The sequence below is a fragment of the Nocardiopsis sp. CNS-639 genome (assembly GCF_000381685.1).
Taxonomy (GTDB): domain Bacteria; phylum Actinomycetota; class Actinomycetes; order Streptosporangiales; family Streptosporangiaceae; genus Nocardiopsis; species Nocardiopsis dassonvillei.
Genome location: NZ_KB906865.1, coordinates 59,469 through 86,035 on the forward strand (window position 1 = coordinate 59,469; position 26,567 = coordinate 86,035).

Consider the following 26,567-nt stretch of genomic DNA (forward strand, 5'->3'; position numbering starts at 1 on the left):
AAGTGCACACCACCTACGCCGTCCGGGCGTCCGCCGTCGCCGCCTGCGGGCTGCTGCTCACCGGGTGCGCCGGGACGGGCGCCCTCTCCTCCGATGACGGCGCCGTCCGGCTGACCGTCGCGATCGTGTCCAACCCGCAGATGCAGGACGCGATCTCCCTGGAGTCGCGGTTCCGCGCGGAGCACCCCGGCATCGCGCTCGACTTCGTGTCCCTGCCCGAGAACGAGGCCCGCGCCAAGATCACCACCTCCGTGGCCACCGGCGGGGGCGAGTTCGACGTCGTCATGATCAGCAACTACGAGACCCGCCAGTGGGCCGAGTACGGCTGGCTGGAGAACCTGCAACCCTCCATCGACGCCGCCGAGGGCTACGACCACGAGGACTTCATCCCCTCCATCAGGGAGGACCTGTCCCACGAGGGCGACATGTACTCGGTGCCCTTCTACGGCGAGTCCTCCTTCCTCGCCTACCGCGAGGACCTGTTCGAGCAGGCCGGGGTGGAGATGCCGCCCAACCCCACCTGGGAGGAGGTGGCGGACCTGGCCGCCGAGCTCGACGGCGTGGAGCCGGGGGTCTCGGGGATCTGTCTGCGCGGCCTCGCGGGCTGGGGCGAGGTGCTGAGCCCCTTCAACAGCGTCCTGAACACCTTCGGCGGGCGCTGGTACGACGAGGACTGGAACGCCGAGATCGACTCCCCCGAGTTCCGGCGCGCCGCCGAGTTCTACGTGGGCCTGGCGCGCGAGCACGGCCAGCCGGGCGCGGCCAACAGCGGGTTCGGGGACTGCCTGAACCGCTACTCCCAGGGCCGGGCGGCCATGTTCTACGACTCCACCTCCATGGTCAGCACCATCGAGGACCCGGACTCGGCGACTGTGGCCGGACTCAACGGCTACGCCGCGGCGCCGGTGGCCGAGACCGACTACGGCGGCTGGCTCTACACCTGGGCGCTGGGCATCCCCTCCACCTCCGAGCACAAGGAGGAGGCGTGGGCGTTCCTGGAGTGGATGACCGACAAGGACTACGTGCGCACCGTCGCCGAGGAGTACGGCTGGCAACGGGTGCCGCCCGGCAACCGGCTCTCCACGTTCGAGGTCCCCGAGTACCGGGAGGTCGCCCGGGCCTACGCCGAGCCCATGCTCCAGGGCATCCAGGAGGCGGACCCCGGGGACCCGGGCACGCGCCCGGTCCCCTACGAGGGCATCGGCTTCCTCGCCATCCCCGAGTTCCAGGACCTGGGCACCCGGGTCAGCCAGCAGCTGAGCGCGGCCGTAGCCGGGCAGATCACCGTCGAGCAGGCGCTCGAACAGAGCCAGGAGTACGCCGAGGTCGTCGGTGGGACCTACAGGGAGGACGACCGATGAGCGCTGTGACCGCGCCCGCGCGCGAGGCGCCCGCGGCGGCGACGCCGCCCGAGCGGCCGAGACGGAGCCGCGGCGGGGGCGGATGGGCCCGCCGGGCCCCGCTCCTGCCCGCCCTGGTGTTCATGCTGGTCGTCACGCAGCTGCCGTTCCTGGCGACGGTCGTGTACTCGCTGCGCTCGTGGAACCTGTTGCGGCCCGACTCCCAGGCGTGGGTGGGCCTGGCCAACTACGCGGCGGTCTTCACCGACCGGCAGTTCCTGGGCGCGGCGGCGAACACGGTGCTGATCACCGCCTCCTGCGTGGTGGTGGCGATGCTGCTGGGCATCGGGCTCGCGCTGCTGCTGGACCGGAAGTTCAGGGGGCGCGGCGTGGTGCGCACGCTCGTCATCACCCCGTTCCTGATCCTGCCGGTGGCCACGGCGCTGCTGTGGAAGCACATCATGCTGGAGCCGGTGTTCGGCCTGGTGAACTTCGTGCTGTCGCCGTTCGGAGTCGAGTCGTTCGACTGGGTCTCCCAGGCGCCCGTGTTCTCCGTGGTGGCCGCGCTGGTCTGGCAGTGGACGCCGTTCATGATGCTGCTGGTGCTGGCGGGGCTCCAGAGCCAGGGCTCCGACGTGCTGGAGGCGGGCCAGGTCGACGGCGCGTCCCGGTGGCAGATGTTCGCCTGGATCACCCTGCCGCACCTGCGCCGCTACATCGAGCTGGGCGTGCTGCTGGGGTCGGTCTACGTGGTCAACACCTTCGACACCATCTACATGATGACCCAGGGCGGGCCGGGCACCGCCAGCTCCAACCTGCCCTTCTACGTCTACCAGCGGACCTTCCTCGGGTTCGACATCGGCCAGTCCGCGGCCATGGGCGTCGTGGTGGTGGTCGGCACCATCATCGTGGCGACGCTGGCCCTGCGGCTGATCTTCCGCACGTTCATGAACGCACAGGAGGCGACATCGTGACCGCCCGAGCCCCCGAACGACCCGCGGGCGGCGCCGTCGCCGCACGCGCGCCGCGCGCGGTCGGCCGCTCCCGGGCCCGGCTGGGGAGCGCCGCCCTGACCGTGTTCACGTGGGCCGTGGGACTGGTGTTCGTGTTCCCGGTGCTGTGGCTGGTGCTGACCGCGTTCAAGGAGGAGAACCAGGCCGCGACCGACCCGCCGACGCTCTTCTTCCAGCCGACGCTGGACCGGTTCACCACCGTCCTGGGCGCGGACTTCGTGCCGTACCTGGGCAACTCGGCGATCGCCACCCTGGCGTCCACGCTCCTGGTGCTGCTGCTCGGGCTGCCCGCCGCCTACGCGCTGTCGGTGGCCCCGGTCAAGCGGACCCAGGACGTGCTGTTCTTCTTCATCTCGACGAAGATGCTGCCGGTGGTGGCGGTCGTGGTGCCGATCTACGTCGCCGCCGCGCACCTGTCCATGCTGGACAACGTGTGGACCCTGGTGGTGCTGTACACGGCGATGAACCTGCCCATCGCGGTGTGGATGCTGCGGTCGTTCTTCCTGGAGGTGCCCAAGGCGATCGTGGAGGCGGCCCGGGTGGAGGGAGCCGGGCTGGCGCGCGTGCTGTGGTCGGTGATGATGCCGGTGATGGCCCCGGGCATCGCGGCGACCGCGCTGATCTGCATGATCTTCGCCTGGAACGAGTTCTTCTTCGCCGTCAACCTGACCGCCGCCCGGGCCGCGACCGTCCCGGTGTTCCTGACCGGCTTCATCACGAGCGAGGGACTGTTCGTGGCGCAGCTGGCGGCGGCCGCCGTCATGGCGTCGCTGCCCATCGTGGTGGTGGGCTGGGCGGCCCAGCGCCAGCTGGTGCGCGGCCTGTCGATGGGCGCCGTCAAGTAGAGGAGGCGCCCGGGGCCGCACCACGCAGGGCCCCGGGCGGGTCCGGGTGATCGTCCCGCCCGCCGCGGAGGCGGGAGCCGGGACGCGGGGCCCGCACCGTCGGGCGGGCCGGAGGGCGTGGACCGCCGGCCCGCGCGCCGGTGGTCCGCGCCTTCGTGCGCGCGGGCCCGACGCGGGAGGCGGGCCGCACCGGCGGCCGGGTCGCACGGGAAGACCGGTCACACCGGCGAGCGGGTCACACGAGGAAGAAGGCCCGGGCGGACTTGGCGACGCCCTCGGTGTCCAGCCCGTGCGCCTGGGCGTGCTGCGCCGGGGTTCCGTAGGCGCGCACCTCGCGGTCCCGTGCCACGCCCAGGCCCAGGTGGCGGTGGCGCCGGTCGGCCAGCGCCGCGGCGACCTCGTGCGCCGAGGTCCCGCTCAGGTAGGGCTCCACCACCAGCACGTCGGCGTTGCCCGCCGCGCCGACGAGCGCGCTCAGCCCCTCGCGGTCGAAGGGGCGCACGGTGGCCGTGTAGGCGACCGTCACGTCCAGGTCTGCGGTGGCCTCCAGCACCCGGTCCAGCATCGGCCCGACCGCCACCACCACCCCGGCCGAGCGCGGCGAGCCCGTGCGCACCACGCTGAGGCGTCCGTCCAACGGCATCGCCGCGCGGTTGGAGGTCCCCGACAGGCGCACGTACACGCGGTCCTGGCCGGGCAGGGCGGCCTCCAGGGCGGCGCGCACCTCGTCGGGGTGCCCCGGCGCGTACACGGTCCACCCCGGCAGGGTGTCCAGCAGCGCCACGTCGCCGGGTGCCTGGTGGGTGCGCCCCTCCTCCGCGGCGTCGTAGGAGCCGCCGATGCTCACCAGGACGGCGCCCACTCCCTGGTGGCCCAGGTCCAGTTTGATCTGTTCGAAGGGCCGCTCCACCAGGAACGGCGCGTAGCTGTGCACGACCGGGCGCATCCCGGTCAGGGCCAGTCCCCCGGCCACGCCGATCATGGCCTGCTCCCGGATGCCCATGTCGATCACACGGCCGGGGTGGCGGGCGGCGGCTCCGCGGAACATGCCCGTGGAGACGGCGGCCAGGACGACGGTCAGGCGGGGGTCGGTGTCCATGGCGCGGCTGACGGTGGCGGCGAAGGTGTCACGCATGGGGTCCTCCTAGGAGCGGACGCGGGCGACGACGGCCAGCGGCCGTCCGGGGTGGGGCCGGGTGAGCGCCCCGTACAGGGCGTCGTGGTCGCGGCCGGAGACGTCGCGGGCCTCCCAGCCCTCGATCTCGAAGCGGGCGCCGATCCCGCCCGGCCACCCGTGGCTGGCGGAGGCGTTGTCCACGGCGACGACGGTGAGGTTGTCCACGCCGAGCCGTCCGGCGACGGCGATGGCCTCGTGGTTGCTGCCCTCGTCGAGTTCGCCGTCGCCGACGAGCACCACGACGCGGGGTTCGCTCCCGTCGGAGCGGCGGACCCCCTGGGCGCGCAGGCCGAGCGCGCTGCCCAGGCCCAGGGGCAGCCCGTGGCCGAGCGACCCGCTGCCGATCTCCGCGCCCGGCACGAGCAGCCGGTCCGGGTGGTGGCCGAGCGGTGAGTCGAAGGCGGTCCAGCCGCGCAGCGTCGGCACGTCCAGGAAGCCCTTGGCCGCGAGCACGGCGTAGAAGGCGGCGGGGCCGTGCCCCTTGGAGAGCAGGAACCGGTCCCGTGCCGGGTCGTCGGCGGTCTCGGGGGTGACGGACAGCACACGGTCGTAGAGCACCCACACGATGTCGAGTGTCGAGTGGGAGGCTCCGTTGTGCTTCTCGTCACCCTCCATGAGTCCGATGAGGGCTGGTAGGTCGGCGTAGCGCGAGAGAGCGGTTGCGGTGGTCATGTTCACCAGTGTTGAACCTCAACAATGATTGAGGTCAAATGGCGCGCGCCGCCTCCGACCAGGAAAGTCGGGAGTGATTTACGTCACAGGACGGTGGCCCCGGGGACGTCCCCGTACGCCGTCACGACCTGTTCGCACAGCCCGCTGCCCTCCAGCGCCGCCACCACCGCGGCCTCCCGCTCCGCGACGACCGACTCCCGCTCGTCGCCGCCGCCGACCAGGAAGGCGCAGGTCGGACCGGACCCCGACACCAGGGAGCCCAGCGCCCCCGCACCGGCGCCGGTCTTGAGGGTGCGCTCCAGCTCGGGCAGCAGCGAGAGCGCGGCCTCCTGGAGGTCGTTGGTCAGCGCGGCGCCCAGAGCCGCCGGGTCGCCGCCGACGAGCGCGTCGGCCAGCCCCCGGTCCAGCAGGGGCTCGGGGGCGTCCGGGCGGATGCGGTCGTACTCGGCGAACACGCTGGCCGTGGACAGGCCGTGCGGCGACAGGGCGAAGACCCAGCGGAACCTTCCCGGACTGGTCATCGGCCGCAGGATCTCCCCGCGCCCCATGCCCACCGCGGTGGCGCCCAGCAGCGCGAAGGGGACGTCGCTGCCCAGGTCGGCCGCGTACCCGAGCAGTTCCTCCAGCGGCAGGCCGCAGCCCCACAGGCGGTCGCAGGCCAGCAGGGCGGCCGCGGCGTCCGCGCTGCCCCCGGCCATGCCGCCCGCCACCGGGATGTTCTTGTCCAGGTGGACCGTGACGGGAAGGCCCCGGCCGGTCCGCTCCGCCAGCAGGGTCACCGCGCGCGCGGCCAGGTTGGACCCGTCCAGGGGCACCCGGGACAGGTGGGACCCCAGCGCGCCGCCCGCGGTCAGTCCGGCGAAGGCTTCGGCGGCCGATCCGACACCGCCGGGCGGGCTCGGTCGGCGCGAGGAAGCCGCCTGGACGGTAACCTCATCGAACAGCGAGACGGCGTGGAACACGTTGACGAGGTCGTGGAACCCGTCCTCACGTCTGGGCCCCACCGCCAACTGGAGGTTCACCTTCGCGGGGACCCGCACGGTTACGGTGGTATTAACGGTCACGAGTCCCCAATCGTAAAGGAACCCCCACCTTGCGTGAACACAGTGCCCTCCGGGGGCTCCGGTGTGTTCACCGCCTCCCGTCGGCGCGTAAGCCGTCAGAGGAAAACGGGAACCTCGGACGCGGTTCGGGGATCGTCACCACTGTCATGTCAGTTTCCGCCCGCCCCCAGAACGGCCCGATCAGGCCCGTGAGTGGGAATCCGGGCACAAACACCGCTACCTTGGGGCAAGGCGGAGTTTGGACACCGTCGGGGAGGGTCGCTTGCCGTCGGATGGGCTCCCGAAGAACCTGGAACCGCTGGCCGCCGGGGATCCGGCCACCATCGGTCCCTACGTGCTGTCCGGGAAGCTGGGTAGCGGCGGCATGGGAACCGTCTACCTGGGCAGCACGCCCGAGCGCAACAACCAGGTAGCCATCAAGGTCATCCGCCCGGAGCTCGCCTTCGACGAGGCGACGCGGGCGCGCTTTCGCGACGAGATGGAGAACGCCCGCAAGGTCGCCTCCTTCTGCACCGCCAAGGTGCTCGACCACGGGACGTTCGAGAACCGTCCCTACATGGTCACCGAGTACATCGCGGGCACCGCCCTGGCCGAGCACATCGCCGAGAACGGTCCGCTGGACTCCTCGACGCTGCACGGCTTCGCGCTGGGCGTGGCGGCCGCCCTGGCCGCCATCCACCGCACCGGGCTGGTCCACCGCGACCTCAAGCCCGCCAACGTGCTGCTGTCGCTCTCGGGGCCCCGGGTGATCGACTTCGGCATCGCCCGCGCGATGAACACCGCCACCAACCACACCCAGACCGGCATCGTCATGGGCAGCCCCGGCTGGATGGCGCCCGAGCAGCTGCTGGAGGAGAAGGTCACCACCTCGGCGGACATCTTCGCCTGGGGCTGCCTAGTGGCCTTCGCCGGGAACGGCACCCACCCCTTCGGCAACGGCGACGCCATGACGCTGGGCAAGCGGGTGCTGTTCGCCGAACCCCAGATCGGCAACCTGATCAGTCCCCTGGACCGCCTGGTGACGCGCGCGCTGGCCAAGGAGCCGGGCCGCCGCCCCACCGCCCAGGACCTGCTGTTGGAGCTGGCGGGCGGCGAGGACAACAGCAACCCCAACGACATGGTGTCCCACGCGCTGCACCAGTCGTGGCGGCCCAACCTGCCCCCGATGCCCCCGCACGGCATGCCCCACCCCCAGCAGGGGCCGCACCAGACCATGGCGGGCATGCGGCACCCGGCGCCAGGCCAGTACCAGGGCGCACCGCCCGCGCCCATGCCCCCGCCCGTGCACCAGACGGGCAACTACCCGCGCCCGCAGGGACCGCCGCCGGGCCATCCGGCCGGTCCCCCGCCGGGGGGCCAGGCGCAGCAGGTGCACCAGGCCCCCGGGGTCCAGGCTCCGGGCGGGCAGCCCCAGGGCGGCCCGGTGCAGCAGTCCCGGCCCGTGCCCGGCCCCGCCCAGGCGCCGCACCCGGCCTCCACCGGGCCGATCCCGATGGTCCCCCCGGCCGACCAGCAGACGGGCCGCCGGGGTCCGCAGCCCTACGTTCCGCCGGTGCCGCCGCCACCGCACCAGCCCGCCGCGCCCAACAGGCGCAAGGGGACGGTCGTGGCCCTGGTGCTGGGCGCCGTGGCGCTGCTGGCGGCCCTGATCGTCATGGCGACCGTGCTGACCAACCTCAGCGACTGGTCGCTCTTCGGGGACGGCGACTCCCAGGGGGACTCCTCCGAGCAGACGGGCGCCGCCCAGGAACCGCAGGAGCCCGCGCCCGGCGACGAGTCCCCCGGCGGCGCCGACGAGGAGGAGGCGCCCGGCGAGGTGCCCAGCGGGATGTCGGGCGCCTCGGCCGACCGGATGGTCGAGTACCGGATCCGCGGCGTCAGCTGCGGCCTGACCGAGCACAACATCCGCTCGGAGCTGCCCTCGACCGGCCAGTACTGCGTGGTGGACCTGGAGCTGTTCAACGTCAGCGACGAACTGGTGAGGTTCGAGCACACGGCGCAGCAGTTGACGACCAGCGGGGAGCCCGTCAACGCCCAGGCGCCGTCCGTGCGCGAGGTCGAGGCCCCGCTGTGGGACCCGGCCGGGATCAGTCCCGGGGTCGCCGCCGGGGGCGAGCTGGTGTTCATACTCCGCGACGACATGGACCCGCGCACGCTGGTGCTCAACCACCGGACGGGCGCGGAGGCCACGGAGATCAACATCGAGCACATCGTGGACTGAGCCCCGGACCGGGGTCGGGCCGCGCCTGTCGCGGGGCAGCACCGTGCCGCCGGGGTGGGGAGCCCCCCTGTATCCAGGACACCGCACCGGCGCCCCGCTCCGCCACCCCCGGTTCGCGCCTGTGGACGACCGGTGCCCGGAACGGCGCCGCGAAGACGGACGGACGGGCCCGGGGTGACGACGCGTCGTCACCCCGGGCCCGTCCGTCTCCTCGGGGGCCCGCCCTCCGGGTTCACTCCCCCGAGGGGGCTACTCCCACTCGATGGTGCCCGGGGGCTTGCTGGTCACGTCCAGCGCCACCCGGTTGATCTCGCGCACCTCGTTGGTGATGCGGTTGGAGATCCTGGCCAGCACGTCGTAGGGCACGCGCGACCAGTCGGCGGTCATGGCGTCCTCGCTGCTGACCGGGCGCAGCACGACCGGGTGGCCGTAGGTGCGCCCGTCGCCCTGCACGCCCACCGACCGCACGTCGGCGAGCAGCACCACCGGGCACTGCCAGATGTCGCGGTCGAGTCCGGCGCGGGTCAGCTCCTCGCGGGCGATCGCGTCGGCCTCGCGCAGGATCTCCAGGCGTTCGCGGGTGACCTCGCCGATGATGCGGATGCCCAGGCCGGGGCCGGGGAAGGGCTGGCGCCAGACCATCTCGGCGGGCAGGCCCAGCTCCTCGCCGACCTTGCGCACCTCGTCCTTGAACAGCTCGCGCAGCGGTTCCACCAGCGTGAACTGGAGGTCGTCGGGCAGGCCGCCCACGTTGTGGTGGGACTTGATGTTGGCGGTCCCGGTACCGCCGCCGGACTCCACCACGTCGGGGTAGAGGGTGCCCTGCACCAGGAACTCGACCTCGGCGCCGGTCTCGCCGCTCTCGGCGACGACCTCGCGGGCCGCCTGCTCGAACACGCGGATGAACTCGCGGCCGATGATCTTGCGCTTCTCTTCGGGGTCGGAGACCCCCGCGAGGGCGGACAGGAACCGCTCCTCGGCGTCCACGACCTTGAGCTTGGCGCCCGTGATCGCGACGAAGTCCTTCTCCACCTGCTCGGCCTCGCCCTTGCGCAGCAGGCCGTGGTCCACGAAGACGCAGGTCAGCTGGTCGCCGACGGCGCGCTGCACCAGCGCGCCGGCCACCGCGGAGTCCACGCCGCCGCTCAGCGCGCAGATGACGCGCTTGTCGCCGATGTCCTCGCGGATGCGCTCCAGCTGCTCCTCGACGATGTTGACCATCGTCCAGGTGGGGCGGCACCCGGCGCCCTCGTACAGGAAGCGGCGCAGCACCTCCTGGCCGTGCTCGGTGTGCAGGACCTCGGGGTGGAACTGGACGCCGAAGAGGTTGCGGCCGGTGTGCTCGAACGCGGCGACCGGGGCCCCCGCGGTGCTGGCGGTCGTGGCGAAGCCCTCGGGGGCCTCCACCACCGAGTCGCCGTGCGACATCCAGACCAGCTGCTCGGCGGGCATCCCGGCGAACAGCAGGGAGTCGGTGACCGCCGACAGCTCGGTGCGGCCGAACTCACTGAGGTCGGTCCTGGCGACGGTGCCGCCCAGGGCCCGGGTCATCGCCTGGAAGCCGTAGCAGATACCGAAGGTGGGCACCCCGGTCTCGAACAGCTCGGGGCCCAGGTTCGGGGCCCCCTCGGCGTAGACCGACGACGGTCCGCCGGAGAGGATGATGGCCTTGGGTTTCTTGGCGAGCATCTCCTCGACGGGCATGGTCGAGGGCACGATCTCACTGTGCACGTGGCATTCGCGGACCCGGCGTGCGATCAGCTGCGCGTACTGCGCGCCGAAGTCGACGACGAGAACGGTGTCGAACGTGCTCTCAGCACCAACGGACACGACGGAGGACCTTCCGCAGGAAGTACAGGGATGTCCGCCCAGTCTAGGGCGTGTTCGGCGGGCATCTGCCCTGCTGCGCGACGCCCCAGCACAACTCTCGCGGCGTTCTCATCAGTCGACAGGACCCCACCCTGACTCCTTCTTCGGCCTTGCGATAGCCGCACTGGATGCGCCGCTCGCGACGGGCGACACCCACCGAACACGCCCTGGGCGTTGCACACGCCCGGGAGGCCCCGCGCGCGTGTGCGGTCCGGCTCAGCTCGCGCGACGGGGCCGCCGGGAGGGTTTCCCGGAGCTCAGGCGGTGAAGCCAGCGGGGTTGGCCGACTGCCAGCGCCACGCGTCGCGGCAGGCGTCGTCCACCGTGCGCACGGCCTTCCAGCCCAGGTCGCGGGCGGCGGCCGAGGGGTCGGCGTAGCACACGGCGATGTCGCCGGGGCGGCGGTCGACCACGGCGTACGGGACGGCCGCGCCGGTGGCGCGTTCGAAGGCGCGCAGGCCCTCCAGGACGGAGGTGCCCTGCCCGGTGCCCAGGTTGTAGACGCGGTACCCGGGCGCGTCGGCGAGGTGTTCCACGGCGGCCATGTGCCCCTGGGCCAGGTCCACCACGTGCAGGTAGTCGCGTACGCCGGTGCCGTCGGGGGTGTCGTAGTCGTCGCCGAACACGTTCAGCCGCTCGCGGCGGCCCGCGGCGACCTGCGCGACGTAGGGGAAGAGGTTGTTGGGAACGCCCTGGGGGTCCTCGCCGATCAGGCCGCTGGGGTGGGCGCCGATGGGGTTGAAGTAGCGCAGGGCGGTGATCCGCCAGCGCGGGTCGGCGGCGGCCGTGTCCTGGAGGACGCGCTCGGCGAACAGCTTGGTGGCGCCGTAGGGGTTGGTGGCGGACAGGGCGCTGTCCTCGGTGATCGGCACCTGCTCGGGGTCGCCGTAGACGGTGGCCGAGGAGCTGAACACCAGGTCGCGCACGCCGTGCTCGTCCATGACCTCGATGAGCGTGAACAGGGCGTCCATGTTGTTGCGGTAGTAGCGCAGAGGCTGCTCCACCGACTCCCCCACGGCCTTGAGCCCGGCCATGTGGATGACGGCGTCGACGCGGTGCTCGGCGAAGACCCGGCGCATCGCCTCGGGGTCGGCGCAGTCGGCCCGGTGGAAGGCGACGGTGCGCCCGGTGATGCGCTCGACGCGGCGCAGGGCCTCCTCGTGGCTGTTGGAGAGGAGGTCCACGACCACGACCTCGTGCCCGGCTTCGAGGAGTTCGACCGCCGTGTGGGAGCCGATGTACCCGGCACCGCCGGTGAGCAGTACGTTCATGTCTCGCTTCCCTGGGTGGAGTGCGCCCGCCGCGTCGCGGGCGCTCCCCAGGATAGGCGCCCTCCGGGAGCGGGCCCGTGGACACGCCATGCCCCGTGACCTGCCCTTCGGCGGCATCCGGGGGCCACGGGACCGCCTTTCGGACGCCCCGGTCTCATGCCGTGGCACGAGGCCCTCCGGCCCGCGCGTTCCTATCCTGGGGGAATGCCCGACCTGTCCCCACGCTCCCTCCTGGACCGCGTGACGCTGTGGGCCCGCGGCCACGTGCTCGCCGTGGACGCGCTCTGGGCCGTCGTCTGGTTCGCCATGTCGATGGCGACCTGGCCGAGGACCAGCTTCGACACCGCCGAGTCGTGGGTCTACCTCGTGCTGGCCACCGCGTGCTGCGCCGCCCTGGCCCTGCGCCGCGTCCGCCCGCTTGCGTGCCTGGCGGTACTGGGGTTCCTGCTGGCGTTCCACATCCTCTGGTTCGACCAGCTCACTGCTCCGGTGGGTATCTGCGCCCTGGTCGCCTCCTACACGGCGCAGGCCGAACTCCCGCGCCCGTGGCGCGCCGTCGGCCTCGTCCTGCTCCTGACCGGGGCGGCCTGGGCCGTCCTCTCCATCCCGCCGGACAACCTCTCCCCGGACCTGGAGCTGCGCCTCAACAGCGTCTTCTCGGCGTGGACGGCGGTCGCCCTGTTCTCCCTGCTCGGAGCGTTCCGCAGGCGCAACCGCGAGGAGTTCGCCCGCGTCGTGGAGCACGCCCGGCTGCTGGAGACCCAGCGGGAGCAGGAGGTGCGCCTGGCCGCGCTCGACGAGCGGACCCGCATCGCCCGGGAGATGCACGACATCCTCGCGCACTCGCTGAACGTCATCGTCGCCCAGGCCGACGGCGGCCGCTACGCCGCGAAGGCCGCCCCGGAGCGCGCGGTGGCCGCCCTGGCCACCGTCGCCCAGGTGGGACGCGAGTCGGCGGCGGAACTGCACCAGCTCCTGGGCGTCCTGCGCGACGGCGAGGAGCGCGGGGCCTCGCCGGCCCCCGGGGTCGGCGATCTATCCGGCCTCGTGGAGGAGTACCGCCGCGCCGGTCTGCGGATCCGCCTGGTCCAGCACGGGTCCCCGGCCGCCCCGCGCGGCGGCCGGGCGGACACCGGCGCCCCGGCGACCCTGCCGACGACCGCGTCCCTGACGGTCTACCGCGTGGTGCAGGAGTCGCTGGCCAACGCGCTCAAGCACGGGGGACCCGCCGCCGTGCGGGTCGAGCTGACGTGGTCGCCCGGGCGGGTCGGGATCGACGTGGCCAACTCCGTCCGCGAGGCCGCACCCGCGGCCCTCACCACACCCGCGGGCCCCTCAGGCCGCTCGGAATCCGCGGGTACGTCCGCGTCTGGAGGCCCCTCGGCTCCCCCGGTGTTCGCGGGCCTCTCCATGCCCACGGCCCTCTCCGTACCCAAGGGCGTCCCTCCCACGGGCCGCTCGGGTCCCCCGGTGTTCGCGGACACTTCGGGCCCCTCGGCGCCCGCGGGTTCCTGCGGCCCCGGAAGGCCCTCTGATACCGGGAGGCACTCCGCCGCCAAGTCGCCCTCCGCCGTCGGGACGGTTCCGGGCGGCGCTCGGCGGGGCCCCGGCCACGGCCTGGTCGGCATGCGCGAGCGCGTGGGCCTGCACGGCGGCACCCTGGAGGTCGGCGCCGACGACGCCACCGGCACCTGGCGGGTGCGCGCGGTGGTCCCCTGGGAGGAGGCGTGATCCGCGTGGGGCTGGCCGACGACCAGGTGCTGTTCACGGCGGGCATGGCGATGGTCATCGACTCCCAGCCGGACCTGACCGTGGCCTGGGAGGCGGGCGACGGGGCCCAGGCCCTCGCCAGGCAGCACTCCGACCCCGTCGACGTCCTGCTCATGGACGTCCAGATGCCCGGCACGGACGGGCTGAGCGCCACGCGCTCCCTCGTCTCCTCCGGGGCGGACTGCCGCGTCGTCATCCTCACCACCTTCGACACCGACGAGTACGTGGTCAAGGGCGTGGAGGCCGGGGCCGCGGGCTTCCTGCTCAAGAACACCCCGCCCGAGGAGCTGCTGGAGGCCGTGCGGACCGTGCACCGGGGCGACTCCGTCATCTCGGCCAGCTCCACGCGCAGGCTGCTCGGGCACGTGCGCCCGCTGCTGGGCGGCCCGTCCTCCCGCCCGGTCCCGATCGACGGGGACACCCGGCGCGCCGTCGCCTCGCTGACCCCGCGCGAGCAGGAGGTCCTCGTCGCCGTGGCGCTGGGGTACACGAACACGGAGATCTGCGAGCGCCTCGTGCTGTCCATGCCCACGGTCAAGACCCACGTCGGCCACGTCCTGGCCAAGACCGGCTCCCGCGACCGGGTGCAGGCCGTGCTGTTCGCGTTCCGCGCCGGGCTGGTGGGCCGCGAGGACCTGCTCCGGGAGGCGTGAACGGGCGCCCCCGGCGAGCCCGCCCCTCCCGACGCCCCCGCCCGACTCCGCGCCACCGGCCTTCCCCGCGCCCCGGTACCGCATCCCCGTGCGTCTCCGGGGGTCCGGCCCCGCCCCGGCACCCCCTACCCGGCTCCGGGGGCCGGCCTTCCCCGTGCCCCGCTGCCACGGCGGTGCCCGGCTCCCGCCTCAGTCCGTCCGGCGCGCCCGCCGCCCCGCGTCCCCTCCTCCTACCGCGGTACGAGCGCGTTTCCCCTCCCCCGGCACGATGCCCTCCTCGGGTCCGGCACCGGAGACTCCTCGGCGGAAGGAGTTCCATGGACCACATCATCACCACCCACCACCTGACGAAGGCCTACGGTGCGCGCACCGTCGTCGACGACCTCGACCTGCGGGTGCCGCCGGGCTGCGTCTACGGCTTCCTGGGCCCCAACGGCTCGGGCAAGTCCACCACCATGAAGATGCTGCTGTCGCTGGCCCGGCCCACCCGGGGCGAGATCACCGTCTTCGGGCAGCCGATGAACCGGGACACGCGCCCCGCCCTGCTGCGGGAGATCGGCTCCCTCATCGAGGCGCCTCCCGGCTACGCCCACCTGACCGGGCGGGAGAACATGGCGATCGTCCAGCGGATGCTCGGGCTCAGCGACCGGCAGGTCTCCCGCGCGGTCGCCACCGTGCGCCTCCAGGAGCACATGGGCAAGCTCGTCCGCGCGTACTCGCTGGGGATGAAGCAGCGGCTGGGCATCGCGATGGCCCTGGCGCGGGAGCCGCGCCTGCTCATCCTCGACGAGCCCACCAACGGTCTGGACCCCGCGGGCATCGAGGAGGTCCGCGAACTGCTGGTGACGCTGGCCGGGGAGGGCGTCACGGTCATGGTCTCCAGCCACCTGCTCGACGAGATCGACAGGATGGCCTCGGTGCTGGGCATCCTGGGCCGCGGGAAGCTGGTCTTCCAGGGCACCCGGACCGAGCTGTTCCACCGCAGCGTGCCGGACCTGCTCGTGGACACCCCCGAACCCGACCGGGCCCTGGCCCTGGGCATCCCCGCCGTGCGTGCGGAGCGGGGCGTGCGCCTGTCCGGGTTCGGCGACGAGGACACCGCCGCGCTCGTGCGGCGCCTCGTCGAGGGCGACGTACCGGTCCACGGGGTGCGGCGCGTCCAGCAGTCCCTGGAGGAGGTCTTCATGGACCTCACCGGCCGTGAGGGGCTGCTGTGATCCTGACGGCGGTGAGACTCGAACTGCGCAAGGCGCGCAGGCTCCGGGTCGTGCTGGTCTGCGCGGTCATGGTGGCCGCCGTCGTGGGCCTGTCCTGCATGAACCTGATGTCGGACTCCGCACGGGAGGGCTTCGGCGATCCGGCCGCCCAGCCGTGGGAGGGCCTGCTCATGAGCTACGTCATGATCGCGGCCATGACCTCGCCCCTCCTGGTCTCGGTGCTGGCCAGCAGGCAGGTGGACATCGAGCACCAGGGCCGGGGCTGGACGCTGTCGCAGGTGGCCGGGTTCGGTCCGGGGCGGCTGTGCCGGGCCAAGGTCGCGGTGCTGGGCCTGCTGCTGGCGGTCGCGGTGGCCGTCCAGACCACCCTGGTCTTCACGGCGGGCCTGGCCGCGGGGATCACCGTGGAGCCGCGCGTCGGGATGTGGGTCTGGTACGCCTTCGGCCTGCTCCTGGTGAACCTGGCGATGCTGTGCCTGCACGTGCTGCTGGCCGCCCGGGTGGAGAACCAGCTCGTCGGGCTGGCGCTCGGGCTGCTCGGCTCGTTCTGCGGGGTGTTCACCCTGCTGATGCCCCCGGCCCTGGCGCGCGCGCTGCCCTGGGGCTACTACGCGGTCGTCTCCCCGGTGGGGATGGGCGACGACGGCTTCGTCGCGATCACGCCCGGATACGGCTGGCTGGCCGCGTTCCTGGTGCTCGTGGCCGCCCTGTTCGCCGTGGCCAGCCACCGCTTCGACCGGACGGAGGCGTGATGGGGATGGTCCTCGCCGAACTCGCCAAGCTGCGCCGCTCGGCCCTGTGGATCGTGGCCGTGGTGCTGCCGCTGCTCGCGGTCATCACGGGAACGGTGAACTACGCGGGCAACGTGGAGGCCCTCTCCTCCGGGTGGGCGTCCTACTGGTCCCAGGTGGTGCTCTTCTACGGCATGGTGTTCATGTCGATGGGGGTTGCGGTGGCGGCGTCGGCCGCCTGGCGCATGGAGCACCGGGGCCACAACTGGAACCTGTTGATGGCCACCCCCGCGCGGGCGTTCTCGGTCGTCGGAGCCAAGCTCGCCTCGCTCGCCCTGGTGGTCGTGACGATGCAGTTCGTGCTGCTGGGGCTGGTGGTGCTGAGCGGGAAGCTCGTCCTGGGCCTGGACGGCTGGCTGCCCTGGCACAGCGCGGCCGCCGCCCTGCTGGGCGTCGTCGCCGCGCTGCCGGTCGCCGCGTTGCAGTCCCTGCTGTCGATGCTGGTCCGCTCCTTCGCCGCGCCCGTCGCCCTGGGCCTCCTGGGCTGCGTCGCCGGGGTCGGCCTCCTCTACTCCGGGGAGGGCGGGGTGGTCTCCTACCTCCTGCCGCAGTCGCTGGTCACCACGTCGCTCAGCCTGGGCAGCACCGCCGTCTCCGACGCGGGGTCCCTCGACCTGCCGACGGCGTTCTCCGTCGTGCTGGCGGCCGCGGCGACCACCCTCGCCCTGTGGGCGCTCTCCGCGACGGTGCTGAGCCGCCGGGACGTGCGCTGAGGGCCCGTCCCGGAGAGAACGCGAAGGCGACCGGGGGACGGTCGCCTTCGCGGCACGGGGGACCCGGCTCCCGGCGCGGAGGTCGCGCCGGGAGCCGGGCGGGATCAGGGGCGCCCGGGCGGGGTGCCGCGGCGGGTGTCCAGCCACAGCACCTGGGGGTCGTGGTCGCTGACCTGGTCGGAGAACTCGGAGTTGATCCGCGCGATGCCGTACTCGACCCGGCCCGCGAGCGCCTGGTTGACCAGGATGTGGTCCAGCGCCTGGGAGTTGCCGTCGAAGACGTAGTTGTAGCGCTCCTCCACGGGCAGGTCCGTCATCGGGTTGTGCAGCGGCCCGTCGGCGGTCAGGATCTCCAGGGTCCGGGAGAACTGGAAGTCGTTCAGGTCGCCCATGACCACCAGGTTGGCCTCGGGGTCCACGGCCAGCAGCTCCTCGGCGAAGTCGCGCACGAGCCCGGCCTGGGCGTGGCGCTGGGCCTCGCTTGTGCGCCGCGGCGGCTGGTGGACGCCGTGCAGGGACTCGTCCCCGCCCTTGGAGTTGAAGTGGTTGGTGACCACGTAGACGTCCCGGTTCAGGGCGCGGAAGTGGCCGACCAGCGGCTTGCGGCTGGAGTCCCAGGCCCCGTCCCGCGGGCTGATCCGACCCGGGGACACCGACAGCTCGGCGCCGCGCTCACCCTCCACGACCTCCACGGCGGTGGTCGCGTCGCCGCCCTCGCGGTCGACGAACTGCACGCGCTCGGGGTCGAACAGGAACGCGTTGCGGATGTTGCCGCCGGGCTGGCCGCCGTCCTGCTTGTCCTCGGGGCTGATCTGCCGCCACTCGTAGGCGGGGCCGCCGTGCGCCTCCACGGCCTCCACCAGCCGGTCCAGGGTGACGTCGGCGTCCACGACGCCGTCGTCGGTCGGGCCGGTGTTGTCCTGGATCTCCTCCAGGCCGATGATGTCGGGCGAGTTCAGGGACTCGACGATCCCGGCCGCCAGCGCGTCGTACCTGGCCTGGTCGTCGCGCCCGCCGAGGTTCTCGACGTTGTAGGTGGCGACGCTGACCTCGTGGCGCCGCGCGTCGCGGACGGCGGTGCGCTCCAGGTCGCCCCGCGCGTGCTCGCCCAGGGTGGTGGCGCGGATGAGGTAGCCGCCGAACCGGCTGTAGTAGAGGGGTCCCTCGGTGACTCCGGCGAGGGTGTCGCCCACGTTGGCCTCGGGGAAGGGGTGCTGGTCGCGGTCCAGCAGCGACTCGACCTTGATCCGTCCGGAGTTGGGGTCGTCGTAGGAGCCGTAGCGGGTGCCGCCGTTGACGGTGGGGTTCTGTCCGGGCTTGGTGGTCACCCAGAGCGCGGCGTAGTCGTCGGTGGCGCCGACGACGGGCGCGTCCTCCACGCGGACGAGCATGTGCTCGTGCGCGGCCCAGAAGTCCAGGGCGTACTCCGCGGGTTCCAGGTCGAGCGCGGAGACGTCGCCGCCGGGTTCGGGCGCGTACGCCCCGGGGACGGCGTCCTCGTCGAGCAGGACCGGGTCGGGCACGGCGTTGCCCGAGGACAGGACGGTCCAGCGGGCCTGGTCGAGCTGGGTGATGGTCTGCGCACCGGAGGCGGGACTGTACTCGCTGACCCGTCCGGCGGCCAGGACCTCGTCGCCGACGGCCACGTCCGGGGTGGTGGACCCGGTGAAGACGAACAGCCCCTCGCTGGTGCGCGGGTCGCCGTCGCCCTCGGTGTCCTGGAACCAGAACCCCCGCGCGCCGCCGAAGGGGTTGACCGCCGTGACCACGCCTGGCAGGCCCGTGACCTGCTGTCCGGTGTAGGGGGAGGTGCGGGTGGTGCCCTGGACGTCGTGGACGCGCAGGTCGCCGGGCTCGACGGGCTCCTCGGGGTCGGTGCCGCCCCCGCCGGGTGTCTGGCCCGCGGTGTTGGTGGGCGAGGGGGCCGCGGCCGTGAAGTCCGCCGCGTTGTCGCCGGTGTCGGTGAGGGCGTCGTCACGCGAGGCGGAGGTGGTGTTGCCCAGCCGGGGCGCGGGCGCGCCCTCGTGGACGACGGCGTCCCCGTAGCCGACGAGGTCGGCGACGGACGCGTCCGCGGTGCACTCCGCGGCGGTCCGGCAGGTGACGGGGTCGGTGCCCCGCACGAGCAGGACCGTGCCGGAGGTGGCGGACATGTTGGTGCCGCCGGTGGCGTCGGGGGCGGGGAGGTCGGTGCTGCCCCCGGCGCCCGCCGCCTGGCGCACGAGGTAGTGCCCGTCCGCGCCGATCTCGCCGTTCAGTGCCGTGACCTGCACCTGGGTGGCGGGCCTGGGGTTGGCGGGCAGGTACTGCACGCTCCAGCCGTCGAGGGAGAACGCCTCGCCGGTGGGGTTGCCCAGTTCGACGAAGTCGTGGCGCAGGTCCGCGCCGCTGTTGCCGCCTCCGCCGTAGACCTCGCTGACCACCGGGGTGGCGGTGTCGGCGAGGGCGGACGGCGCGGACGTGAGCCCGAGGCCCAGGAGCACCGCCGCCGCGGCGGACGTGGACGCGACCAGGCGTCCGGGTCGGTTGGGGGACACATCTTCTCCGGAGGGGAGTGGGGGTTGACGGGCGTGCACATCATGGCCCCTGCGGATGTCCGACCGAAAGAGAGGGCGTGAAAAGGAGGCGAATCGGAACGCCGTTGGTGGGATCGGACCGGCCCGGCGGCGCCCGTGCCTCGTGGGATCCTCCCAAGGGCCGGTCCGGAGGGCCGGTCCGCCGCCGGTGGGCCCCGCACGCGCGCGACCGCACGGACGTCGAACACACGGAGCACCGGAGCACCGGAGCACCAGGGCGGCGGTCGCGCGACGTCAGCGCCGCGCGACCGCCGCCCTGCCCGCTACAGCCGGGGGTCGACCGGGACCGACTCCAGGGCCAGCACCGCGAACACCGGCTCGTGCACGCGCCACAGCGGTTCGTGTCGGGCGTGGCGGGCCAGCGCCTCCAGGCCCAGCTTGTGCTCGCGCATGGCCAGCCCGCTCTTGCGGCCCACGTTGCGGTCCTTCAGGACCGCCATCCGCTCGGGGTCGGTGTAGTCGGGCCCGTAGATGATGCGCAGGTACTCGGGCCCGCGCACCTTCAGCCCTGGCTGCGCCAGGCCCTTGCGGCCCGTGGCCCGGGCGCCCAGGAGGGGTTTGACCACCATCCCCTCGCCGCCGGTGGAGACCATGTCGGTCCACCAGTCGGCGGCAGAGGCGCACGCGCCCGGGTCGGTGGTGTCCACGACCCGGTAGCGGGTGGGGTGGACCAGCCCGCTGGCCTCGGCGAGCCGTTCGGCGACCGCCATGTGCCACAGGTGGTCGGCGTCCCCGTACTCGCGCCCCTCGGAGGCCAGCACCATGAACGGCGCGTACCGGAGCCCGGCGGTGCCGTCGGTGTCCCAGGAGTAGCGCCGGTAGACCCGGCTGAACTCCTCCACCTGCTCCGTCCGGCGCGCGACCCCCTCGATCAGCCCGTCCACGGGCACACCGCGCCCGGCCGCGGCGGCGAGCGCGATCCCGGCGGCGGGCAGGGCCGCGCGGGCGGCGGCGCCCACCGACGCGTACTGTTCGCGGATCAGCGTCCGGGCCTTGGCCGACCACGGCAGCATCTCCCCGTCCAGGGCGACCCAGTCGGTGCCCAGCCGGTCCCAGAGCCCGGCGTCGGTGACCGCCTGCCGCAGCTGGTCCACGACCCGCGCCTGGAGGGCCGGGTCGGAGAAGAAGGGCCGTCCGGTCCGGGTGTACACGGTGCCCAGCTCCCCGGGCACGAACCGGCGTTCGGCGGCGTCGGCGTCCCGGCACAGCACGGCCACGGCCCGTGACCCCATGTGCTTCTCCTCGCACACGACCTCGCCGATCCCCGAGCCCCGGAAGGAGGCGAAGGCCTCGTTCGGGTGCTCCAGCAGCCCGGGCTCGGCCGAGGTCGGCGCGGGCGCCATGGTCGGCGGGAGGTAGAGCAGCCAGCGCGGGTCCACCGCGAACCTGCTCATGACCTCCAGCGCGGCCAGGGTGCTGCCTCCGTCGGCGCGCACCAGGCCGTGCTCGGTCTCCACGAACATGCCCGTGCGGGTGTCGCCGACGCCGATGTCGGTGACGTCCACGGCGGCGTCGGGGCGCGTGGCGGGCTCCCCGTCCGCTGTGTCCGTCAGCGGCCGGGCGGGCTCGTACCAGGTGCGGTGCGCCGGCACGTCGACGATCTCGCGCTCGGGGTAGCGCAGCGCGGTGAGCCTGCCGCCGAACACGCAGCCGGTGTCCAGGCAGAGGGTGTTGTTGACCCACTCGGCCTTGACCATGGGCGTGTGCCCGTAGACCACGGCGGCCCGGCCGCGGTACTCGCGCGCCCACGGCAGCCGCACCGGGAGCCCGTACTCGTCGGTCTCGCCGGTGGTCTGGCCGTACAGGGCGAAGGAGCGCACACGGCCGGAGGCCCGCCCGTGGTACTCCTCCTTGAGCCCGGCGTGCGCGACGACCAGCGCGCCCCCGTCCAGGACGAGGTGGCTGACCAGCCCGTCGCAGAAGTCCAGCACGCGCCTCCGGAACTCCTCGCTCTCGCGTCCCAGCTGTTCCATGGTCTCGGCGAGGCCGTGCGTGAGCCGGGCCTTGCCGCCCTTGAGCACCCGGACCAGCTTGTTCTCGTGGTTGCCGGGCACGCAGAGGGCGTCGCCGTCGGCGACCATGCCCATGACCAGGCGCAGGACGCCGGGGCTGTCGGGGCCCCGGTCCACGAGGTCGCCGACGAACACCGCCGTGCGCCCCAGCGGGTGGCGGGCGCCGACCGGGCGCCCGAGGTCATCGCGGGCCAGCTCGTAGCCGAGCGCGCCCAGCAGCTCCTCCAGTTCCTCGCGGCAGCCGTGCACGTCGCCGACGATGTCGAAGGGGCCGGTGAGCTCCCTGCGGTCGGGCCAGGCGCGCTCCAGTTCGATGACGGCGGCGTCGATCTCCCCGGGCCCCTGGAGCACGTGCACCTTGCGAAAGCCCTCCCGGCGCAGGTGCCGCAGGCTCTGGCGCAGGTCGCGCCGCTGGCGGCGGATGACGTGGTCGCCGAAGTCGCGGTCGGGCCGGTCCCGGTTGCGCTCCCGGGCCAGGGCCTCGGGGACGTCGAGCACGATGGCCGTGGACAGCACGTTGTTGTCCTTGGCGATGCGCACGAGTTCCTGGCGGGCCCTGCTCTGCACGTTGGTGGCGTCGACCACGGCGAGCAGGCCCCGGCGCAGCCGGATGTCCACGACGGTGTGCAGGAGCGAGAACGCGTCGGCGGTGGCGGCCTGGTCGTTCTCGTCGTCGCTGACCAGGCCGCGGCAGTAGTCGGAGCTGATCACCTGTGTGGGCGCGAAGTGCCGGGCGGCGAAGGTGGACTTGCCGGAACCGGAGACCCCGACCAGCACGACGAGCCCCATCTCGGGCACGCCGAGCACGCGCGGCTCGACGGCCCCGTCCCCCTCGGTCGTACTCATCGGACGAAGACTCCCATCTGGGTCGGTGCGCCGGTGTCGGGGTGTTCGGGCCCGACCGGCAGGTAGCGGACGCGGTAGCCGTGCTTGTCGGCGACCCCGTCCGCCCACAGGGTGAACTCGGCGCGCGTCCACTCGAAGCGGTGGTCGCTGTGCCGGAGGGCTCCCTCCTCCAGCCCCTCGTAGTAGGTGTTGTACTCGGCGTTGGGCGTGGTGACCACGACGACGCGGGGCCGGGCGGAGCCGAACACGCTCTCCTCCATCGCGGGCAGGCGCGAGGGGTCGATGTGTTCGACCACCTCCATGAGGACGGCGGCGTCGTAGCCCTCGAACCGCTTGTCGCGGTAGACGACCGAGCCGACGAGCAGTTCCGGCCCGCGGCCCGCGTCCCCGCGGTCGCGGGCCGCGACGGTGTCGGAGAACAGGGGCCGGTGGCGGTCGCGCCCGCCCGGGTCGCAGCCCCTGCACACCCTGCGGTGGGCGCGTTCGAGGCTGACGACGCTGACGTCCACGCCGGTGACGCGCTCCAGGGAGCGGTCGCGCACCAGGCGGGTGAGCAGCTGTCCGGCGCCGCAGCCCAGGTCGATGACGCTGGTGGCGTTCTCGGCGGCCAGCACCGCCATGACCGCCCCGGCCCGCTGTTCGGCCAGGCTGGGGGCGCGCTCCTCCGGGGACGGCGTCGCGGAGGCCTCCTCGACCCCGGGGTCGTCGCCCTCCCCGTCCTCGGTCAGGTCGTCGGCCTCGGCCAGGCGGGCCAGCGCGGTCCGCACGTAGCCGTCGCGGCGGTTGAGGTAGCGGCGGACGATCCAGGAGCGTTCGGGGTGCCCGGCGAGCCAGCCGGTCTCGACGGGCCCGTCGCTCTCGGCGCTCACGGAGGGCCCGTTGCTCACGGTGGTCTCAGCGGGCTCACCAGCGGCACCGGTCCCGGCGTCACCGACATCACCGGTGGTCGCAGCGATCCCGGCGTCACCGGCGGCGAGCCCACCGGCCCGCAGCAGCTTGTCCACCTCGCTGCGGTCCACCCAGTAGTGCTTGTTGCCGTCCAGGACCGGCAGCAGCACGTACAGGTGGCTGAGCGCCTCGGACAGCCGGACGGTGCCGGTGAGGGTGAGCGACAGGTAGTGGGAGTCGCCCCATCCGGGCAGCCCGGGGTCGAGCGGTACCGGTTCGGCCTCCACCGCCCACCCCAGGGGCTCGAACAGCGACCGCACGCGCTCGGCGCCGCCCCGGCAGGGCACCGCGGGCATGCGCAGCTCCAGCGGGATCGGCGTGCGCGCCAGCTCTGGGCGCTGCCTGCAGTCCCCCCGCAGCGCGGAGCGCATGACCCGCCCCAGCGCCACCGTGAACAGCGACGACGTCGCGTAGGGGCGGTCGTTGACGTACTGGGCCAGTGCGAAGTCGGGCGTGCTCACCGACGTGCGCGTGCGCAGCAGCGCCTGCGCGTCGACGTCGAGCATCAGCGCGGCGGTGCAGCGCTGCTCGGTGGCCTCGGGGTAGAAGACGTGGGCGGTACCGAAGGACTGCTCGAAGCTCTGCGCCCTGTCGGGGTGCTTGTGCAGCAGGAAACCGAGGTCCGTCGCCGGGCTCGCCGTGGTCGTGATCGTCAGTAGCACCCGTGCATTGTGGCCGAGCCCCCGCAGCCCTGGCGAGGGCTTTTCGGGCGCCGGGGCACGTGCGCCCTCAGGATCGGACGGCGCGGGCGGACCGGCCGCGGACGACCAGCGCCGCGGCGACCAGCGTGACCGCGAGGATGAGCGCGTTGGCGGCGACCAGGCTCCACGTGGATTCGAGCACGGGGTGCAGGAACGAGGTCTGCGGCACCCGGTCGGCCGCGCCGGGCCACACGGTCCACACCCCGACGGCCAGCAGCAGGTACACGGGGGCGCAGATCAGCGCCGTGATCCCGGGGCGGGGCAGGCGGAGGGCCCGGGCCGGCGGCCAGGCCATGACCGGGGCGAGGGGGAAGGGCAGGAGCAGCAGGGCCATCCCGGCGCCGATGTTGGCGTCGGGCGCCGTGTGGGCCGCGTCCATGGCGTGGGCGACGCCCCACCCGACCAGGTGGGCCAGGGCCACGGCGGCGAGGGCCGCGGCCACGGCGAGCAGGACCGTGCGCGAGACGGGGGCGGGGGTGGAGGCGGGGGCGGGAGAGCGGTGGTTCATGTCCCCAGACTGCCCGCTGCGTGTCGCCCGCACCTGAGTAGCGGTACTCAGGTCGCCGCCGGCCCCTGGGTCTCCCGGCCCGGATCGACCCCGAGTTCGGCCATCGCGCGGATCAGTTCGGTGTGGGCGGGGCCGAAGAAGGACCAGGGCACGTCGCACCGCACGGTTCCCACCGCGGTCAGGTGCCAGTGCGCCGCCTGCGCCATCCCGGCCCGGTGGAAGGCCCATCCGAACAGGTGGTGGGCCTGGGCGTCGCGCGGGTGCGGCACCGCCTCGGCGGCCCACGTCCGCGCGAGCTCGAACAGCTCCTGGACCGACCCCCCGTGCAGGCGGCCCAGGGCCATGTCCACGATGTAGGGGGCGCTGCCCTCGGCGAGGAGGCGTTTCTGCTCCGTGCGCACGTGCTCGGCGTGGGCGAGGGCGAGCACGGACGGCAGGGGGCTGCCCGCGGGCGCGGTGTCGGCGGCGGCTCCCGCGAACGCGAACATCTCCTCGGTGCTGCCGCCCCGGGCGGCCGACAGGGTGCGCGTGCGGACCGTGTGGGCGGGGAACAGGTGGGGCGCGCGGGCGGTGATCTCACGCCAGATCCGGTCCTTCTCCTCCCGGTCCGCGCCCAGGCCCATCGCGGCGGTCTGGAGCCCGGCCCAGGGCGCCGCGTCGTCGGGGCGCAGCCGCGCGGCGGCCTCCAGTGCCTCCCTCGCCTCGTGCAGGGCGGCGGAGGCGGCCTTCTCGTCGGCCCGGGTCCCGCCGGAGGGCCGGACCAGGGCGCGGGCCAGCAGCGTGTGGCCCAGCCAGAGCATGGTGTCGGCCCCGTCGGCACCGGCCGCCATGAGTCCGACGATCTCCTCGGGCAGGTCGGCGGCGGCCCTGGCCAGCGCCTCGACCCGCAGCACGCGGGTCTCGGGGTCCTCCCGGCTCTCCACGAGCAGGGGGGTGCCGGCTTCGAGGTCGCCCTCGCGGACGGCCTCGCACGCGGTCCTCAGGACCGGGTCGACTCCGAAGGCCTCCGGTACCAGGTGCGCCCCGATGTCGGCGCCCCGACGCGGCACCCTGGCTGGTTTGCGTACGAATCGCCACATGCGACCGAGCGTAGCGGGCCCCCGGACCCTCGGGCCCACGGGGCGACTGGGCGCCGGACCTGCTCGCGAACGCGCGTCGCCGGTCCCCGACGGCGTCCCCGTCCCGCGTCCGGACGCCGCTTCGGGGAGGGCGGTGTGGCACCCTCCCGCAAGCAGAGAATAAGGTAAGCCTTCCCTTAACCGCGCGCTGGCGCGGGGCCCGTACGGCTCCCCCGTGCCCGCCGTGCGGCGCGGAGCAGCGCTTCGCGGCGAGTGAGAGGTGTGAGTACGTGAGGATTGCACGAGAGCGCGCGGCGGTCGGCCGCGGGAGGCGCCTGGCCGCCGCGGCGATCGCGCTGGCCGTCGCCGTGACCGGATGCGGAACCGGGGCCGGGGAGGCCGACCAGCGGTCCTCCCCCGGCGCCGACGGCTACCCTGTGACCGTCCAGACCCGGCACGGCGGGGTCACGGTCGAGGAGAGCCCGAGCCGGGTCCTGGCCCTGGGCTTCGCCGCGGCGGACGAGGCCATCTCCCTGGGGGTGACGCCGGTCGCCGTCGCCGCCGACCCCGAGACCCTGGAGGCCGCCACCCCCTGGCTGGCCGAGGAGCTGGCCGGGATCGCCGACCCCGGCCTGGTCTCGGCCGACGGCGGGCCCAACCTCGAAGCCATCGCCTCGGTGGCGCCAGACCTGATCCTGGCCGAGACCTACCAGGTTCCGGACGCGACCACGTTCGAGCGGCTCAACGCCATCGCGCCGACGGTCGCCCCGGACTCCGAGGCCCTCAACGTGGACTGGGACGAGCGCCTGCGCACCACCGCCCAGGCGCTGCGCAGGGAGGAGGAGGCGGAGGAGCTGATCACCGGCATCAGCGCGGCGTTCGCAGAGGTCGGCGAGCAGGTGCCCGACATCGGTTCCAGGACCTACCAGTGGGTGCGCGCCGACCCGGGGCAGTACGCCTTCGGCAACGGCTCGGTGCTCGAACTGTTCGGGCTGCGGCCCGCCGACAACCAGGACAACACCCAGACGGGCGATCCGCTGCCGCTGGAGCGCACCGGGGAACTCGACGCCGACGTGCTCATGGTGTGGGCCCCGACCGGGGAGGACCGCGACAGGCTGGCCGAGGACCCCCTCTTCCAGGAGCTGCCCGCGGTCGGGGACTCGACCGTGTACTACGCCGACCTGGCCTTCGCCAACGCGCTGAACTCCCCCGCGCCCATCGGGCTGGAGTGGCTCAGGGGCGAACTGGAGCCGGTCGTCGGACAGCTCTCCTGAGGGCTGCGGGCGGCCCCCGGTGGTCCCG

The 26,567-nt window shown here is 73.5% G+C and carries 20 protein-coding genes; 10 read left to right on the top strand and 10 right to left on the bottom strand.

Translation table 11 applies throughout. The features are described from left to right. The first annotated feature begins 2 nt into the window (after positions 1–2). The 3 genes from G011_RS0118495 to G011_RS0118505 are packed head-to-tail and all read left to right on the top strand — an operon-like array spanning position 3 to position 3,198. On the top strand, positions 3–1,361 hold the full coding sequence (locus G011_RS0118495; RefSeq protein ID WP_019609785.1) for a sugar ABC transporter substrate-binding protein: 1,359 nt from the start codon (positions 3–5) through the stop codon (positions 1,359–1,361). Then, complete coding sequence (locus G011_RS0118500; protein WP_026338427.1) at positions 1,358–2,314, top strand: carbohydrate ABC transporter permease; 957 nt, start codon at positions 1,358–1,360, stop codon at positions 2,312–2,314. The genes G011_RS0118495 and G011_RS0118500 overlap by 4 nt, the downstream gene beginning before the upstream one ends. Further along, the gene (locus G011_RS0118505; RefSeq protein ID WP_019609787.1) at positions 2,311–3,198 is read left to right on the top strand and encodes a carbohydrate ABC transporter permease; all 888 of its coding nucleotides are present in this window, start codon (positions 2,311–2,313) and stop codon (positions 3,196–3,198) included. The genes G011_RS0118500 and G011_RS0118505 overlap by 4 nt, the downstream gene beginning before the upstream one ends. A gap of 235 nt (positions 3,199–3,433) precedes the next feature. Here the strand turns inward: G011_RS0118505 and G011_RS0118510 are convergent, their stop codons facing one another. The 3 genes from G011_RS0118510 to G011_RS0118520 form a co-directional block, all read right to left on the bottom strand. Beyond that, the gene (locus tag G011_RS0118510) at positions 3,434–4,333 is read right to left on the bottom strand and encodes a transketolase family protein (protein WP_019609788.1); all 900 of its coding nucleotides are present in this window, start codon (positions 4,331–4,333) and stop codon (positions 3,434–3,436) included. Positions 4,334–4,342: 9 nt separating this feature from the next. Beyond that, positions 4,343–5,047 (bottom strand): thiamine pyrophosphate-dependent enzyme, encoded by a 705-nt coding sequence (locus tag G011_RS0118515; protein ID WP_026338428.1) that lies wholly within the window; start codon positions 5,045–5,047, stop codon positions 4,343–4,345. Between the two features lie 83 nt (positions 5,048–5,130). Further along, on the bottom strand, positions 5,131–6,111 hold the full coding sequence (locus tag G011_RS0118520; protein ID WP_081642989.1) for a 4-(cytidine 5'-diphospho)-2-C-methyl-D-erythritol kinase: 981 nt from the start codon (positions 6,109–6,111) through the stop codon (positions 5,131–5,133). 262 nt (positions 6,112–6,373) lie between these two features. On the opposite strand from G011_RS0118520, the gene G011_RS0118525 reads away from it, so the two are divergent. Next, a complete protein-coding gene (locus G011_RS0118525) occupies positions 6,374–8,332 on the top strand; it encodes a serine/threonine-protein kinase (RefSeq protein WP_026338429.1) in 1,959 nt (652 codons plus the stop codon). Positions 8,333–8,581: 249 nt separating this feature from the next. Here the strand turns inward: G011_RS0118525 and guaA are convergent, their stop codons facing one another. Together guaA and galE are read right to left on the bottom strand one after the other, a co-directional pair. After that, complete coding sequence (gene guaA, locus G011_RS0118530) at positions 8,582–10,162, bottom strand: glutamine-hydrolyzing GMP synthase (RefSeq protein ID WP_013155010.1); 1,581 nt, start codon at positions 10,160–10,162, stop codon at positions 8,582–8,584. Between the two features lie 296 nt (positions 10,163–10,458). Continuing rightward, on the bottom strand, positions 10,459–11,472 hold the full coding sequence (gene galE / locus G011_RS0118535) for a UDP-glucose 4-epimerase GalE (RefSeq protein WP_019609791.1): 1,014 nt from the start codon (positions 11,470–11,472) through the stop codon (positions 10,459–10,461). 204 nt (positions 11,473–11,676) lie between these two features. Here galE and G011_RS0118540 point away from each other — a divergent pair, with 204 nt between their 5' ends. From G011_RS0118540 to G011_RS0118560, 5 genes are all read left to right on the top strand, one after another. Beyond that, positions 11,677–13,203 carry a sensor histidine kinase gene (locus G011_RS0118540; protein ID WP_019609792.1) on the top strand — a complete coding sequence of 509 codons (1,527 nt, stop codon included), beginning with the start codon at positions 11,677–11,679 and terminating at the stop codon, positions 13,201–13,203. Further along, the gene (locus tag G011_RS0118545) at positions 13,200–13,895 is read left to right on the top strand and encodes a response regulator transcription factor (protein WP_019609793.1); all 696 of its coding nucleotides are present in this window, start codon (positions 13,200–13,202) and stop codon (positions 13,893–13,895) included. Before G011_RS0118540 ends, G011_RS0118545 begins: the two co-directional genes overlap by 4 nt. A 317-nt stretch (positions 13,896–14,212) precedes the next feature. After that, positions 14,213–15,112, top strand: coding sequence for an ABC transporter ATP-binding protein (locus G011_RS0118550; protein WP_019609794.1), 900 nt, complete (start codon positions 14,213–14,215; stop codon positions 15,110–15,112). Further along, on the top strand, positions 15,109–15,864 hold the full coding sequence (locus G011_RS0118555; protein ID WP_019609795.1) for an ABC transporter permease: 756 nt from the start codon (positions 15,109–15,111) through the stop codon (positions 15,862–15,864). Before G011_RS0118550 ends, G011_RS0118555 begins: the two co-directional genes overlap by 4 nt. Beyond that, entirely contained in the window at positions 15,864–16,616 is a 753-nt protein-coding gene (locus G011_RS0118560) for an ABC transporter permease (RefSeq protein WP_019609796.1), read from the top strand. The genes G011_RS0118555 and G011_RS0118560 overlap by 1 nt, the downstream gene beginning before the upstream one ends. A gap of 104 nt (positions 16,617–16,720) precedes the next feature. Here the strand turns inward: G011_RS0118560 and G011_RS0118565 are convergent, their stop codons facing one another. The 5 genes from G011_RS0118565 to G011_RS0118585 all read right to left on the bottom strand — a co-directional run bounded on the left by G011_RS0118565 (position 16,721) and on the right by G011_RS0118585 (position 25,286). Next, positions 16,721–19,153 (bottom strand): endonuclease/exonuclease/phosphatase family protein, encoded by a 2,433-nt coding sequence (locus tag G011_RS0118565; protein WP_019609797.1) that lies wholly within the window; start codon positions 19,151–19,153, stop codon positions 16,721–16,723. Positions 19,154–19,455: 302 nt separating this feature from the next. Next, positions 19,456–22,050 carry a polynucleotide kinase-phosphatase gene (locus tag G011_RS0118570; RefSeq protein WP_019609798.1) on the bottom strand — a complete coding sequence of 865 codons (2,595 nt, stop codon included), beginning with the start codon at positions 22,048–22,050 and terminating at the stop codon, positions 19,456–19,458. Next, the gene (locus G011_RS0118575; protein ID WP_019609799.1) at positions 22,047–23,660 is read right to left on the bottom strand and encodes a 3' terminal RNA ribose 2'-O-methyltransferase Hen1; all 1,614 of its coding nucleotides are present in this window, start codon (positions 23,658–23,660) and stop codon (positions 22,047–22,049) included. The genes G011_RS0118570 and G011_RS0118575 overlap by 4 nt, the downstream gene beginning before the upstream one ends. Before the next feature lie 67 nt (positions 23,661–23,727). Next, entirely contained in the window at positions 23,728–24,207 is a 480-nt protein-coding gene (locus G011_RS0118580) for a hypothetical protein (RefSeq protein ID WP_019609800.1), read from the bottom strand. A gap of 47 nt (positions 24,208–24,254) precedes the next feature. Further along, the gene (locus G011_RS0118585; protein WP_026338430.1) at positions 24,255–25,286 is read right to left on the bottom strand and encodes a hypothetical protein; all 1,032 of its coding nucleotides are present in this window, start codon (positions 25,284–25,286) and stop codon (positions 24,255–24,257) included. A gap of 269 nt (positions 25,287–25,555) precedes the next feature. Here G011_RS0118585 and G011_RS0118590 point away from each other — a divergent pair, with 269 nt between their 5' ends. Then, positions 25,556–26,539 carry an ABC transporter substrate-binding protein gene (locus G011_RS0118590; protein WP_019609802.1) on the top strand — a complete coding sequence of 328 codons (984 nt, stop codon included), beginning with the start codon at positions 25,556–25,558 and terminating at the stop codon, positions 26,537–26,539. Positions 26,540–26,567 lie beyond the last annotated feature (28 nt).

What these genes read in the sequence shown, in the direction of transcription:
- G011_RS0118500 (WP_026338427.1), top strand. Translation starts at nt 1,358, where the DNA reads ATGAGCGCTGTGACCGCGCCCGCGCGCGAGGCGCCCGCGGCGGCGACG.
- G011_RS0118510 (WP_019609788.1), bottom strand. Translation starts at nt 4,333, where the DNA reads ATGCGTGACACCTTCGCCGCCACCGTCAGCCGCGCCATGGACACCGAC.
- G011_RS0118515 (WP_026338428.1), bottom strand. Translation starts at nt 5,047, where the DNA reads ATGACCACCGCAACCGCTCTCTCGCGCTACGCCGACCTACCAGCCCTC.
- galE (WP_019609791.1), bottom strand. Translation starts at nt 11,472, where the DNA reads ATGAACGTACTGCTCACCGGCGGTGCCGGGTACATCGGCTCCCACACG.
- G011_RS0118540 (WP_019609792.1), top strand. Translation starts at nt 11,677, where the DNA reads ATGCCCGACCTGTCCCCACGCTCCCTCCTGGACCGCGTGACGCTGTGG.
- G011_RS0118550 (WP_019609794.1), top strand. Translation starts at nt 14,213, where the DNA reads ATGGACCACATCATCACCACCCACCACCTGACGAAGGCCTACGGTGCG.
- G011_RS0118560 (WP_019609796.1), top strand. Translation starts at nt 15,864, where the DNA reads ATGGGGATGGTCCTCGCCGAACTCGCCAAGCTGCGCCGCTCGGCCCTG.
- G011_RS0118570 (WP_019609798.1), bottom strand. Translation starts at nt 22,050, where the DNA reads ATGAGTACGACCGAGGGGGACGGGGCCGTCGAGCCGCGCGTGCTCGGC.
- G011_RS0118580 (WP_019609800.1), bottom strand. Translation starts at nt 24,207, where the DNA reads ATGAACCACCGCTCTCCCGCCCCCGCCTCCACCCCCGCCCCCGTCTCG.
- G011_RS0118585 (WP_026338430.1), bottom strand. Translation starts at nt 25,286, where the DNA reads ATGTGGCGATTCGTACGCAAACCAGCCAGGGTGCCGCGTCGGGGCGCC.